12 protein-coding genes are annotated in these 13,120 nt (G+C 58.9%); 9 read left to right on the top strand and 3 right to left on the bottom strand.

What is annotated here, in order from left to right; genetic code table 11:
- The first annotated feature begins 692 nt into the window (after positions 1-692).
- The 7 genes from L4X63_RS11560 (at position 693) to L4X63_RS11530 (ending at position 5,386) form a co-directional block, all read left to right on the top strand.
- Complete coding sequence (locus L4X63_RS11560) at positions 693-1,373, top strand: hypothetical protein (protein ID WP_250678781.1); 681 nt, start codon at positions 693-695, stop codon at positions 1,371-1,373.
- Between the two features lie 439 nt (positions 1,374-1,812).
- Positions 1,813-2,520, top strand: coding sequence for a class I SAM-dependent methyltransferase (locus L4X63_RS11555; RefSeq protein ID WP_250678780.1), 708 nt, complete (start codon positions 1,813-1,815; stop codon positions 2,518-2,520).
- A 1-nt stretch (position 2,521) separates the two neighbouring features.
- Positions 2,522-2,749 carry a DUF1653 domain-containing protein gene (locus tag L4X63_RS11550; RefSeq protein WP_250678779.1) on the top strand — a complete coding sequence of 76 codons (228 nt, stop codon included), beginning with the start codon at positions 2,522-2,524 and terminating at the stop codon, positions 2,747-2,749.
- Positions 2,749-3,405 carry a toprim domain-containing protein gene (locus L4X63_RS11545; protein WP_250678778.1) on the top strand — a complete coding sequence of 219 codons (657 nt, stop codon included), beginning with the start codon at positions 2,749-2,751 and terminating at the stop codon, positions 3,403-3,405. Before L4X63_RS11550 ends, L4X63_RS11545 begins: the two co-directional genes overlap by 1 nt.
- Entirely contained in the window at positions 3,402-3,953 is a 552-nt protein-coding gene (locus L4X63_RS11540) for a 3'-5' exonuclease family protein (protein WP_250678777.1), read from the top strand. Before L4X63_RS11545 ends, L4X63_RS11540 begins: the two co-directional genes overlap by 4 nt.
- On the top strand, positions 3,950-4,726 hold the full coding sequence (locus L4X63_RS11535; protein WP_250678776.1) for a radical SAM protein: 777 nt from the start codon (positions 3,950-3,952) through the stop codon (positions 4,724-4,726). Before L4X63_RS11540 ends, L4X63_RS11535 begins: the two co-directional genes overlap by 4 nt.
- A 114-nt stretch (positions 4,727-4,840) precedes the next feature.
- On the top strand, positions 4,841-5,386 hold the full coding sequence (locus tag L4X63_RS11530) for a hypothetical protein (protein ID WP_250678775.1): 546 nt from the start codon (positions 4,841-4,843) through the stop codon (positions 5,384-5,386).
- 64 nt (positions 5,387-5,450) lie between these two features.
- Here L4X63_RS11530 and L4X63_RS11525 read toward each other — a convergent pair whose 3' ends face one another.
- Positions 5,451-6,818, bottom strand: coding sequence for a putative sensor domain DACNV-containing protein (locus L4X63_RS11525; protein ID WP_250678774.1), 1,368 nt, complete (start codon positions 6,816-6,818; stop codon positions 5,451-5,453).
- 284 nt (positions 6,819-7,102) lie between these two features.
- On the opposite strand from L4X63_RS11525, the gene mutS reads away from it, so the two are divergent.
- Positions 7,103-9,715, top strand: coding sequence for a DNA mismatch repair protein MutS (gene mutS, locus L4X63_RS11520; protein WP_250678773.1), 2,613 nt, complete (start codon positions 7,103-7,105; stop codon positions 9,713-9,715).
- A 105-nt stretch (positions 9,716-9,820) separates the two neighbouring features.
- Complete coding sequence (locus L4X63_RS11515) at positions 9,821-11,032, top strand: N-acetylmuramoyl-L-alanine amidase (RefSeq protein ID WP_250678772.1); 1,212 nt, start codon at positions 9,821-9,823, stop codon at positions 11,030-11,032.
- Positions 11,033-11,287: 255 nt separating this feature from the next.
- Here L4X63_RS11515 and L4X63_RS11510 read toward each other — a convergent pair whose 3' ends face one another.
- Both L4X63_RS11510 and L4X63_RS11505 read right to left on the bottom strand, forming a co-directional pair.
- Positions 11,288-11,617 carry a hypothetical protein gene (locus L4X63_RS11510; protein ID WP_250678771.1) on the bottom strand — a complete coding sequence of 110 codons (330 nt, stop codon included), beginning with the start codon at positions 11,615-11,617 and terminating at the stop codon, positions 11,288-11,290.
- A gap of 195 nt (positions 11,618-11,812) precedes the next feature.
- Positions 11,813-12,970 carry a hypothetical protein gene (locus tag L4X63_RS11505; protein ID WP_250678770.1) on the bottom strand — a complete coding sequence of 386 codons (1,158 nt, stop codon included), beginning with the start codon at positions 12,968-12,970 and terminating at the stop codon, positions 11,813-11,815.
- Positions 12,971-13,120 lie beyond the last annotated feature (150 nt).

Below are 13,120 nucleotides of genomic sequence, written 5' to 3'. Positions count from 1 at the left end.
TTTTGAATACATCGAGGTTGACTACAACCGTAACCGCCGTCATAGCGCCAATGGCAACATCAGCCCGGCAGCGTTTGAGGCCAGACAAGCCGCTTAATTTCGTGTCCGTTATTGCTGGGCAAGATCAGTATTTGCCGTTTGAGAATAGCCTTCCGATCCTCCCCAAATTGTTTATTAAGCGATTTACCAATTTTTTCGGCTACCTGTTCCTTTCCTACCTCATCGGAAGGGCGAACATCTGGTATCTTGCCAAGGTCTCGCTAGCTGTATGGGTGACTCTTACTCCGATTTTCTTCTTTATGTACTGGCAAAAACTTAAAACAGGAACAATATATACAGTAGGTGGCTTTTTCCTTGAATACATGATAATCGAACTCATTGCAGTTATTCTATCTGTAATAACATACAATTTTTTAATAACAATAAAAAACAGTATCAATCAAAGGTGCGCATAACAAGTTGTGAATGCGTTCTGCAGGAGAGCGGCGTTAATCACCGGCTAAACTTCATTGCTGAAAATTTAACAGTTGTAGAGATGTCGGCAGCGTCCATGAAAGAGTGCGGGAAACACATGGAACCGGTTATTGATAAATTGATAACTTGGGAGTGAGTGATCCCAACAAGGAAGTTGGCCGGCCGCAGCCGGTCAACTTCCGGCCGTTGGACGAGATGAATAAAATGGAATCGAAAAAATGGCCATAAAATTTCCAAAAGTTCGTGGAGAACGGCTGATTATTGCTGCGCTTGCCATGATCTTGGTTGCAGAAGCAATTACCACCTTCTGTCATCTTGACGATGGAAAAGTTCATTTTGGGGGATCTTCTGTAGAATCGTTATCGTTGTTCGGCTCCTTCCTTTTGATAGTTAGCCTAATTACCACTGGAATAAGGAAAATGCGTCGAGATTGGCCGAGCTATTCAGGCATTACGATGCTGCTTATCGGCCTACTTTTGTGTGCTATCCCATTGTACTCTATCAACATGTATAAGAATATTAGCAAAAATATAGAAGATATTTCAAAGCCACATTTTTACAAGATGGAATCCATTATGAAGGAAGCTGATTTACCTTTAGATAAAAGAATTAAACTGTCTCAAATATATGCCAAGGATAAATATTTTTACGAAGGAGTGATTGTAAGCTACTTAACTGATAACGGGAAAGAAGCTCGGTTTGTTCCAACAAAAGAAGATGTAGAATTAAGAAATCTCAAAAATAGCACCTTGCAAAGCATCAAAAATGTTAACAAGAGCATTCCATCTGTGACATTTACGTGGATTGCTATACCTGTAATTAGTGGACTTCTTGGGGCATTAACTCCGATACGAAATGGAAAAACCAACACGCGCTCCGACCAAGACCGAGGAAACTGAAAGGGACTGGTTCGTTGTAATGTGACGAGACCAGATGAGCCCAACAAGCGGCAGGACCGGCCTACGCGATGGTGAAAGCGGGAACAGGTGGATAGAGTTGGACGCTCCGCCGGTCAGCCTTGTGTCGTTGGCGCACCCCAATGTTAGCTACCCTCGTTGGGCGGGAACAAAGAGATGAACATGGGAAAGCTGTACGGCCAGGCATTGATAAATTGATATCTGGTTGGAGGGCGGATGGATGATGGAGAGTCGGAATATATTCACTTTTCTCCGGGACCTGGAAAGAAATAGCTCAACCAATAGGAATCACGCAGGATTTCCGTGAAACTAATCACCCCTAGCCGGCGGACCGTCGGAGCGGGCGCAAGTGGTGGGACTACGGCTATTTACTCGGAATTACGGCACGCGGGTTGTGCGGCGGCGGGCTATAAGGATCCTTATGAATAAAAAACCGGTCGATTTTTTTACCAAAGAGGCTGCTCAACTCTACGACGAGAAAAACAGCAAGCTCCGTCCTATCTCGGAGTGCGTGCATTTTCTTATGGGGTTGATTCTCAAAGATATCCCTGCCCGGTCACGCATCCTCTGCGTGGGGGCGGGAACGGGGGCCGAAATTCTTTCACTGTCGCGGAGCTTTCCCGAATGGAGTTTCGTCGCCCTGGATCCCTCACTCGCCATGCTCGATCTCTGCCGGGAACGCATCGAGGCTGCCGGTGTGGCCGATCGCTGCGAGTTCGTTCATGGCTATGTCCAAGACGTCCCCGCCGAGGCGAGCTTCGATGCGGTTTTGAGCCTTTTTGTTGCCCATTTCGTGGCACGCGGCCAACGATCGAGCTTCTACCGGCAGATGACGAGCCGCCTGCGAGAAGATGGTTATCTCGTAAACGTGGAGATCAGTTTCGATCTGGAGTCAGCGGAGTTCCCGTCCATGCTCAAAAACTGGGGGGCGGTGCAAACGCTGATGGGCGCGACTCCCGACTCGTTAGCTTCGCTTCCCAAGCAGTTGAAGGAGGTCCTGACGGTCCTCCCCCCAACGGAAACGGAAGCTCTTATCCGGGAAAGCGGGATCGCCTGCCCGGTGCGGTTTTTCCAATCCCTGATGATCCACGGCTGGTATGGGAAAAAAACGCAAATCCAGGGGGGCTGACATGAGTGGTGCTACCGGCAAACTCCTTCCCGGCCGTTACCGGCACTACAAGGGAAACGAATACGAGGTCATCGGCATCGCCCGCCACAGCGAAACGGAGGAGGAAATGGTGGTCTACCGAAAGCTCTACGGCGACCACTCCCTCTGGGTCAGGCCACGGGCGATGTTTGAAGAACAGGTCGAGGTAAACGGCCACCTGGTCCCGCGCTTCGCACGGCTTGACGAATAATGAAGAAGCACATCTTCAAAGACCCCGTTTCGATGCCCGGTTCTTCCCTGTCGCCAGAGGAGGTCTATGCGGGCGCCGAGCCTGTTAGCGGCACACCCGGTCACGCGTATCTGCTGCGCCGCGGCATCGGGGCCGATATCGCCACCACCTTCGGCGTCAGGTATCACGGCGACTTCGCCGGGCGCCCGGCGGTAATAGTCCCCCTGCACGACGTCCAAGGCAATCTCACCTCACTTCACGGCCGCTACCTGAGCACGGCGAGGCTTCAGGACAAGATGTTCACCGTCGGCAGGCCCGGTGGTGTCATCTCGTTGCCGGAGTCGTGGAGGGTGGATCCCCTCATCGTGGTGGAGGGTCTCTTTGACGCCTTGTCGCTGGCGGTCTCCGGGTGGAGCTCGGTGGCCACGATAGGACGTCACGTCCCCTGGCTGGCCGAGGTCAGCCGCGGCCGGACCGTCTGGGCGGCCTTCGATGCGGGGCGGCCCGGGGAGGCCAACGCGGAGAGTTACCGGAAGCAGCTACTCGGTGCGGAGGTGCGGCGCCTGCCCCCTCCCCCACGGTGCAAGGATTGGAATACCGCGCTCGTGAAACGCGGAAGGGAAGCGGTCTCGAAGTGGGTCGCCAGCCAAATGGCCGCTGGGGAGGCAATGGGATGAGTGAAATCTACATCAGCACCGATGTCGAGGTCGACGGCCCCATTCCGGGACCGTACTCCATGCTGAGTTTCGCCTCGGCGGCGTTTCTCCCCGACAAGACCATGGTTGGGACCTTCTCGGCCAACCTGGAAACCTTACCGGGAGCGAGCGCGCATCCCGATACCGTTAACTGGTGGGGAGCCCACCTGGAGGCCTGGGAGAAGTGTCGCCAGGATTTGCGGGATCCCGGGGAGGCCATGGCCGATTACGCCGCCTGGGTGCAACGGCTGCCGGGGAAGCCGGTCTTTGTCGGCTACCCCGCCGCTTTCGATTTCATGTTCGTGTACTGGTACCTGATCCGCTTCGTGGGGCACAGTCCGTTCAGCTTCGCGGCGCTCGATATAAAGACGCTCGCCATGGCGCTGCTGCGCACCGAGTTCCGCAAGACCGCCAAGAAAAACATGCCCAAAAGGTGGTTCGATCCCGCCCCCCATTCCCACGTCGCGCTCGACGACGCGATCGAGCAGGGTCTGCTTTTTTGCAACATGCTGGCGGAAATGAAAAGGTGAGGCGGGACTCGCTGCCGCCTGCCGTCTGTTTCCGCGTATCCCGCCACTGCAATGCCCGCTGCCGTTTTTGCCTGGCTCCCCCCGACGGCATCACGGTCAGCGAGGAGACCTTGAAGGCCCGTCTGGATTGGCTCTTCTCCGCCGGGGTGAGATCGATCCATTTCTGCGGCGGCGAGCCGGCTATCCACCCTGCCCTTCCGGGGCTGTTGCGGCACGTGGCCGCAAGCGGCGCCAAAAGCCGCGTGACCACCAACGGCATCGAGGTTTCAGACGATGTGGCCGCCGCTTTGCAGGAGTCCGGTACCCACGTCAAGGTGAGCCTCCACGGTGACCGCAACCACCACAACGGCCTGGTCGGATGCGACGGTTTCGACAGGACCGTTGCCACCCTCCGGATGCTCCAGGTAGCGAAGGTGCCGGTCTCGGTACAGACCACGCTGGTGGCGGGAGGGGGCTGGGTGCTCGATTGGGCGATCGATTTCTGCCTTCGGCAAAAGATCAAGCGGCTCAGTTTTCTTCCTTTCGTGGCCCGGGGGAGAGGAGTGGCGCTGCGCGATCAATTGGCACTTTCGAGTGGCGAGCGCGCCTCGTTCTTGCATCACGTGAAGCAGGCAAGACGCCTGCTGTCGAATCGTCTGGACGTAAGGTGGCTGGACATGAGATCCAGCAGGCTTTGTGTCATCGATGTAGATGGCCGCATCGTCATTGAAAGAGGCAGCGAAGTCCTGGATCTCCAACTGGGAAACGTGGGAATTCCCGCCAGGCCCCGTTGATCCAGCCGCTTCCCCGCTGAAGCCAAGCCTTCGGCTTGGCGGGACGTGCTCCCCCTGCTGACTCAACTAACTAACTAATTTGCGCATGTATTCCCGATCCTAAAGGAGAACCTGATGGCTACCATGAAGCGCCTGTGTCCTGCCGCTGTACTCATTGCTCTGACTTTCTTGCTGACGCCGGCGGCATACCCGGGGACGGCGGCCGAGGTGTCGGTCAACAACTTTCCCGCGCTGCAGCAGGTGAGAGGAGCGGTCACCGTCGAGGGGACCACGAGGACATACAAGTTGGAGGGACTGCTCGTTACGCCCGGGGCAAGAAACGATCTCAATGAACTGCTCCATGCGGGAAAGGTCGACACCGACGGTTTCACCTCGGTAACGCTTTCCCTGCAAGGAGAAGTAAAGAGCACCACTTTTCTATCTGGAAATGTCGGCCTCATGCTGATCCCCGACGAGGAGCCAGTGCTCAGGGTTCTGAAAGAGGTCAAACAGATCCAGTTTCCGGTCGAAATCGCCTGCAGTGTGAGAAGCGGCGATTCCGAGTACTTCAGTTGCGCGCTGCCCGCCTTGAACGTAGGCTTTCCACGCTATCGCGTGTACTTCTACAACACCCTCAACAAGCCCGCCGAGGTCAACGCCTACCTCTACCTCAAAAAATAGGCCACTGGGGCCACACATCCGGGGGACACAGCCAAGGGGGCCAGGCACCTTTATGAGCCGGGGGTTAGAAGCCGGGGACGCCGGTGGGGACTTGGTCCCAGTAGGTGACGGCACCGTTGTGCCACTTGACGATCTGGACGCTCTCGTCCTGGGAGATCACGATGGCGATGGCGTCGTGGAGCTGCTGGCAGAGCCGGTAGGCGGCCCGGTGCCGGGTCCCCACTCCCTCGCTCAAGACCTGCTCGGTCCGGGTCCCCTCGGTGTCCAGGGCATGGGTCACCATCCCCACGCTGTCCAGATCCCCCGAGATCACGCCGCCAAACCCCAAAAGCTCCTGCCGCTTGGTGATCACCACCGCCCCGTCCACCGCCGAGAGCGCCGCGATGAAGTGCGCCACGTCGAAGATCGCCTCGTCCAAGAGGGCGATGGCGTCGTCCTTGCTGGTCACGTACTCCCGCCACCCCACCACCTTCTGGGGCTCGTCCGGATCGCCGTAGATCTCGGCCAGCTTGTTCATCACCCGCAGGGTCAGCGTCCTGAACCGCTGGCGCGACTCGTATTCGAGGAACTGGTACTTGATGGTCAGAAACCGGTTCTCCCGCTGGATCTCTTCGGTCATCTCCGGGGGGAGGTAGACCAAAAGCCCCCCGTGATGGGTGTTCCTGATCACGCTGATGATCCGGCGGATGGCCTGCTGGCCGACGTAGAGTCCGAAATCGGGATCGAGGTTGGCCCAGACGGTATCGGCGCGGGCATGGGCGGCCCGGTGCAGCGCCCAGGTCTCGGCGTGAACGACAGCCAGCGAGTCGGCGATCCAGTGCGAGTTGAAGACGTCCACCATCGGACAGTTGATCTGTCCGCCGTTGAGGGAGGCCACGATCTCGGAGCCGATGCAGACCGAGAGCTGGCCGGCCCCGGTCACGTAGATCACCACGGAAAAGGGGAGCGGCGGAGAGGTCTTGCGCCCTCCGTACACGTTGTGCATCCAGCGGGTGCCTGAGTGGAGAAGCCCCCAGATCTGCGCGCCGTCCACCGGATCGATGGAGATCCCGATCAGGGTACGGTAGAAGTCGGCGGCCGGGGCCAGCCGGTGGAGCTCATACTCGTTGAAGGGGCGGGAGCGGGAGAAGACCAGCCGGTGGATCCCGGTCGGGGGTCCGTCCTCGGCGTCGAAGAGGTTGGCCTCCCTGATGATGAGGCGGAACATGACCGGGCGCTCCTCCTCCCTTAAAAGGCTCGCCTGGTAGCAGGTCGAGAGCACCCGCTCGAGTACGGCCGGGTCGGGCATCGTGAAGGAGCAGGTCCCGCCGGGGCAGAAACGATCCAGAAAGGCCGGGTCCTCCAGCTTCTCCGTGATGAAGGCCACCAGTTCCTTCGGATAGGCGTGCCCGGTCTGCCCCTGGCACCCGTGACTTCTGCTGCTTGCTCTCATCCAGCCACTCTCCTGTCGTCGATACGCTCGGATACAAGTCGTTGCAAAGATTATAGCAGGTCTTCGGAAGCGGAAGAAATCCGCAGCAAAGGGTGCCTTTCCTATTCTCACCTCCCCCCCGGCTTCGCTCCCCTCCCCGTCCGGCCGAAGCCTTCCTCCCCGTGGCCCAAAGCTCCGCCCTGCCTCCGTGGGAAGATTGCCCCCGCCGCCTAAGCACGCTTTACACCCGCCAGTGATTTTGCTAAGATGACGCCGCTTTTTCCTCCCCCCTAAAAGGTTTGCAAATGTCCGAAATGACGCCGATGATGCGGCAGTACCTGGAAATCAAGGCCGACTACCCCGATGCCATCCTGTTCTTCAGGATGGGAGATTTTTACGAGATGTTCCTGGAGGACGCCGTCAAGGCCTCCCGCATCCTGGGCATCACCCTCACCTCCCGCAACAAGAGCTCCCAGGGAGACGAAGTCCCGCTTTGTGGGGTCCCCTTCCACTCCTGCGCCCCCTACATCGCCAAGCTGGTCGAGGCCGGGGAAAAGGTGGCCATCTGCGAGCAGACCGAGGACCCCAAGCTCGCCAAGGGGATCGTCAAGCGCGAGGTGGTCAAGGTCGTCACCCCCGGCCTCGTGGTGGAGGACGTCTCCCTCTCCCCCAAGGAGAACAACTACCTGCTGGCCATCGCCTGCGAAGGGGAGCGCTACGGGATCGCCTACCTCGATCTCTCCACCGGCGAGTTCCGGGTCACCGAGCTCAACGGGCTCACCGCGGTCTTGGCCGAGGCGGCCTGCGTGGCGCCGCGGGAGGTGATCCTCCCTTCCCGCTTCCGTGACGAGCCGAAGGGCAAGGGGCTCACCCAGCTCGGGATCGACCGCACGCTCACCTACTTCGAGGAGTGGGTCTACGACGCCGATTACGCGAAGCGGCTGATGGCCAACCAGTTCAAGGGGGCCACCCCGGCGTCGCTTGGGCTCGACGCCCTGCCGGTGGCGGTCGTCGCCGCCGGTGCCGCCCTCCACCACCTCCTGGAGACCCAGAAGGGGAACGCGCCGCACCTGACCGGGATCACCCCCTACTCCGACAGCGAACACCTCCTCTTGGACGAGAACACCCGGCGCAACCTGGAGCTGACCGCCACCATCTCGGAAGGGAAGCGGCGCGGATCGCTCCTGGGGCTCATGGACCGCACGGTCACCGCCATGGGGGGGAGAAAGCTCAGGCAGTGGATCAACTACCCCCTGATGGACCTCGGGAAGATCGTCCAGCGCCAGGACGCGGTGGAGGAGCTCCTCCAGGCCCCGGGGGTCCGCTCGGAACTGCGGGAGCTTCTGGACGGGGTCTACGACCTGGAGCGTCTCAACTGCCGGATCAGCCTCGCCTCCGCCTCAGCGAAGGACCTGGCCTCCCTCAAGGTGTCGCTGGAGCGGATCCCGGCCATCAAGGAGAGGATCGCCGAATTCGCCTCCCCCCTTCTCATGGAGCTCGACGCCGCCACCGATCCCCTTCCCGAGATCTGCGAGCTGATCGGCCGGGCCATCGTGGAGAATCCTCCCTTCGTCCTTCGCGAGGGGGGGATCATCGCCGACGGCTATCACGAGGAGCTGGACGAACTGCGCGCGATAAGCCGCGAGGGGAAAGGGTTCATCGCGCGGCTCGAGGCCAAGGAGAAGGCGCGCACCGGCATCAACTCGCTGAAGATCCGCTACAACAAGGTCTTCGGCTACTACATCGAGATCACCAAGGCCAACGTGGGCGCGGTCCCCGAGGACTACTTGAGGCGCCAGACCCTCACCAACGCCGAGCGCTACATCACCCCGGAGTTGAAGGAGTACGAGGAGAAGGTGCTGGGGGCCGAGGAACGGATCCGGGATCTCGAGTTCGCCCTCTTCCAGGAGGTGCGCGAGGCGGCGGCCGCCCAGGGGGAGCGTCTTTCCCGTACCGCCGACCGCTTGGCCACCCTGGACGTGCTGGTGTCGCTCTCCGAGCTCGCCCACGACCGGAGCTACTGCCGCCCGGAGATGCACGAGGGGAGCGAGCTCTCCATCACCGAGGGGAGGCACCCGGTCATCGAGGAGATCCACGCCTCCGAGCGCTTCGTCCCCAACGACACCCTGCTCGACAACGGCGAAAACCAGCTGATCATCATCACCGGCCCCAACATGGCCGGCAAGTCCACCTTCATGCGGCAGGTGGCGCTGGTGACGCTCATGGCGCAGATGGGGAGCTTCGTCCCGGCTGACCGGGCGCGGATCCCGCTGGTAGACCGCATCTTCACCCGGGTGGGGGCCTCCGACAACCTTGCCAAGGGGCTCTCGACCTTCATGGTGGAGATGATGGAGAGCGCCGCCATCCTGAGAAACGCCACGCCGAAGAGCCTGGTGATCCTGGACGAGATCGGGCGCGGCACCTCCACCTTCGACGGGGTCTCCATCGCCTGGGCGGTGGCCGAGTTCCTGCACGACAACAAGCTGCACGCGGCCAAGACCCTCTTCGCCACCCACTACCACGAACTGACCGAGCTGGCGGTGACCCGCCCCGGCATCAAGAACTTCAACATCGCGGTGAGGGAGTGGAACGAGCGGATCATCTTCCTGAGGAAGATCGTCCCCGGCGGCGCCTCCCACTCCTACGGCATCCAGGTCGCCCGGCTGGCCGGTCTTCCCCAGCCGGTCATCGAACGGGCCAAGGAGATCCTCCTCAACCTGGAGAAGGGGGAGTACGGCGAGGGGGGGCTGCCGAGACTGGCCCGCGGGAAGAAGGCGCCGGCCCAGTCGCCGCAACTATCGCTCTTCGCCTCCAGCGACGAGCCGCTTAGGGAGCGGCTCAAAACCGTCGATGTCCACACCCTGACGCCACTGGAGGCGCTCAACCTGGTGGACGAGCTGAAGAGGATGATCGAGTAGTCACCCCCCGCCCCCCCCTTTTGCGGAGGGGGAGCGGGGGATTAGCTTTTAAACCGAGAACTGCCGAAGAAGCGTGACCCGAAGCGGGCAAACGGAAGGCGATCCATGAACAGAAGGGACTTTTTGAAATACCTGGGGCTCTCCGCCCCGGCCCAGCAGTGGCTCTATTACGAGCTCCTCGCCCTCCAGGGCTCGCTCTTGATCGACCCGCTGGTGGCCTTGGCCCAGGGGGAGACGATCGGGGTAAGCGAGCTCAGGCACTGGTCGACCCCGAGCTACACCCGCGTGTCGCTTACCCTGGACCGCGAGGCGCACTTCGAGCCGCACCGGATCCCGGGCAAGCTCTACATCGACATCACCGGCGCAAAGCTTGGCCGCGGCGTGAAGGACCTCTCGATAGGGGACGGGCTTTTGAAGAACGTCCGCATCGCCCAGTACCGGCCGGGAATCGTCCGTCTGGTGCTCGATCTCGACAGCATCAAGGAGTACAAGGTCTTCACCTTCTCCGATCCCTTCCGGATCATCGTGGACGTGATGGGGGAGCGCAAAGAGGAGATCTCCTCCACCAAGGAGGTGATCGAGACCAAGAAGCCCGAGCCTGCGCCGGTAGAGCAGCAGAAACCGGCCCAGCCCTTCAAGCCCGGCAAGATCAGGCGGATCGTGGTCGATCCCGGCCACGGCGGTCACGACCCCGGCGCCATGAGCCCCACCGGGACCCGCGAGAAGGACATCGTGCTGCAGATCGGCCTCAAGCTCGCCGACCGGATCCGGATGGCCGGGCTCGAGCCGGTCATGACCCGGTCCACCGACGAATTCATCGAACTCCAGGAGCGTACCGCCATCGCCAACAAGGTGGGCGCCGACCTCTTCGTCTCCGTCCACGCCAACGCCTCGCTGAACCGCTCGGCCTGCGGGATCGAGACCTACTACCTGAACCTTGCCAAGACCGAGAAGGTGGCCGAGCTGGCCGCCAAGGAGAACGGCACCACCCTGGAAAAGGTGAGCATGTTGCAGGCGGTGCTCTTCGACCTGATGGCCAACTACAAGCTGAACGACTCCGCGCACCTGGCCAACGAGGTGCAGAAGGCCCTGGTAAGAAAGGCGCAGACCGGCTACGCGAGCGTCAAGAACCTCGGCGTCAAGCAGGGCCCCTTCTACGTGCTGGTCGGGGCCAGCATGCCGAGCATCCTAGTGGAGACCGCCTTCGTCAGCAACGACCGGGACGAGCAGAAACTGAAGGATCCGCAGTACCAGGAACTGACCGCCACCGGCATCTTCAACGGCATCAAGGGGTACATCGGTTCTTTGAAGAGCTGAGGCGGGAGGAAGAGCAGGACTGATAGGATCGATGGGACCGATAAAAAAAAGGCCGGGCTGAAAAGCAACGCCCTTACTTAAAGTGTTGAAAGTGTGACCTCGAAAACAAACAAACCCCCCCATCAGTCCTGAAGTTAGGACGGTGGGAGTTTTTGTTTCACCTTCGGAAAATATTTTCCCAGGCCCTTATGGCTCCTTACCTCCCCTCCGGGCGACATGGTTGCTGCTGATGTCTGGGAGCGCAGCGAAACAGGTCTATTGGCTTGATGGGGTTGTCTTCTTCTTAATCCAATTTTCCACTATCGACCGATTTGGATGATATGCCCAAGACCACGGAGTCTCATCCCTTGGCCATTCATCGAAAATGTTATAATCCCAATCGTCTTTTGAGCAGATAGGACATTTCTCAAGGCTTGTCAAATCTAAGACCTTGCTTACATCCTTCGGGTCAAAGTAGACATCATTCAATTCATCGTCTTCTACTATGTATGACTTGCAGCAGGTGGTTATGGCGAGATTATAGTCGCTGTTGCTGCAACCTCTGGCCCCTGCCTGTTCAAAAATGTGCTTATCAATGGTTCCCATTCTTGTTGTCTCTCTGACCCGATATTTTTACCCGACATTTCGGCGGGATATGCAGCACCATCCCCCCCGACTTCTCAATACCACATCAAGTGCCGCCTATAAAGCCCATTCTGATCCCAATAAAAGGCACCATTTTGAATCACTTCGCCAATGTGCGCTCTCCTGGTTTTCGCCTACGCCCCCCGAAGAGCCATTTTAAGGTTCTGGGCTGTAATAGATGATGTCCTCGACGGTGCATGGTCCCTTGGCAAGGCCAAGACGCATGGCCGGCGTCTTGCAGTCATCTCCTATCTTGACGAAGTTGTAGTAGACCCTGTAAATCTCCAGCATTTTAGCAGCCATAGCAGGATCATAGGCGCTGTATCCATACCACCTCCTGCCAACAGATGAAGAGGTGTTTGGCCGCTCCAGCATCGATGTCTTGCGGCGCGTCTGCATGAAGAAGCGGTCGATTGGATGCAGAGTTGCCTTGAGCAGCAGGTTGGCCAAGTGCTCGTCATCATAGTCAAACCAGTCCGCCTTGAGGCTCGTCAGATAGCAGACCCGCTTCTCCGGTTCCGCCATGTTGGGGAACGGATATTCCAGCCAGCGGTCTCTCCACTTTCCCTTTTGGCTCCACAAGGTGTGCATGTGGTCCTTGAGGTACTGACGCCGCTGTTCCTGCAAGTGCAAGCACTCGTAGCCAAACTTCTCCACGTACTTATTCAGCTTCCGCTGGCTCTCCGCCACCAGAGCCAAAGCCCGATCCTTGGTGACTCCCTTGCTGATGCTGACATAGAAGGCATCGCAGGTCTTAGCGAGCACTTCGTCGGCAAAAGCGGACAAACAAGCGGCCCGAATACCCGATTCCTGATCAAGGAAGAACCTTACCTTGCCCACCCCCGGCCAAAAGGCTCTTGAGGTAAAAGAAATGCGCGTAAAGGGTGTATTCAGCGTGGACGAGCAGGCCATGGCCAGGCGGTTGCCACTCGCTCCTTGGATGGTCCGGTTGCTCAACGTCGCCACGTGAGACAGCGCCTCTATCCAATCATCCAAACTGCCCATCCCCTCGGTGCTGGGGACATTGCCTTTAGCTAGTTTTACGGCCTTCTCATACTCTTCAGGTAGCCACAGCCGGGCAAACCGTCGGAAAGGCGGCGGCTTTTCGTGGTCAGCGCACTCAATGGCGGCAAACGTAACGTCGTCTTTTGAGAGAGTATCATCGTAATTGACGTGCAACCCTAACACGTAGCTCGACTTTAGGTCGGCACTCGCGACAGCCTGGATGGTGATGTTTCGCTTGTCTGCACGGTTCGACCAGTTGATGATTTGGTCCATGCGGTCGACGCAGATATACATGCGGTCGAAGGCCATGGAAGGGAGACGTCGTTCTCGGTTGGAGGCGAAAAGAAGGCACTGCCGGTGAATGAAGTCTAGTTTGCGGTAGACGGTTTTGGGGGAAATGCGCGAAAACTCAGCGATGCAACTAAGCGGCATCTTCTGGGTGAGGGCGCGAAAGATCTC

This window comes from Geomonas sp. Red32 (assembly GCF_023652955.1).
Lineage (GTDB): Bacteria > Desulfobacterota > Desulfuromonadia > Geobacterales > Geobacteraceae > Geomonas.
Note: the sequence above shows the minus strand (reverse complement) of the source record. Positions and strands in the feature narration are given on the sequence as shown.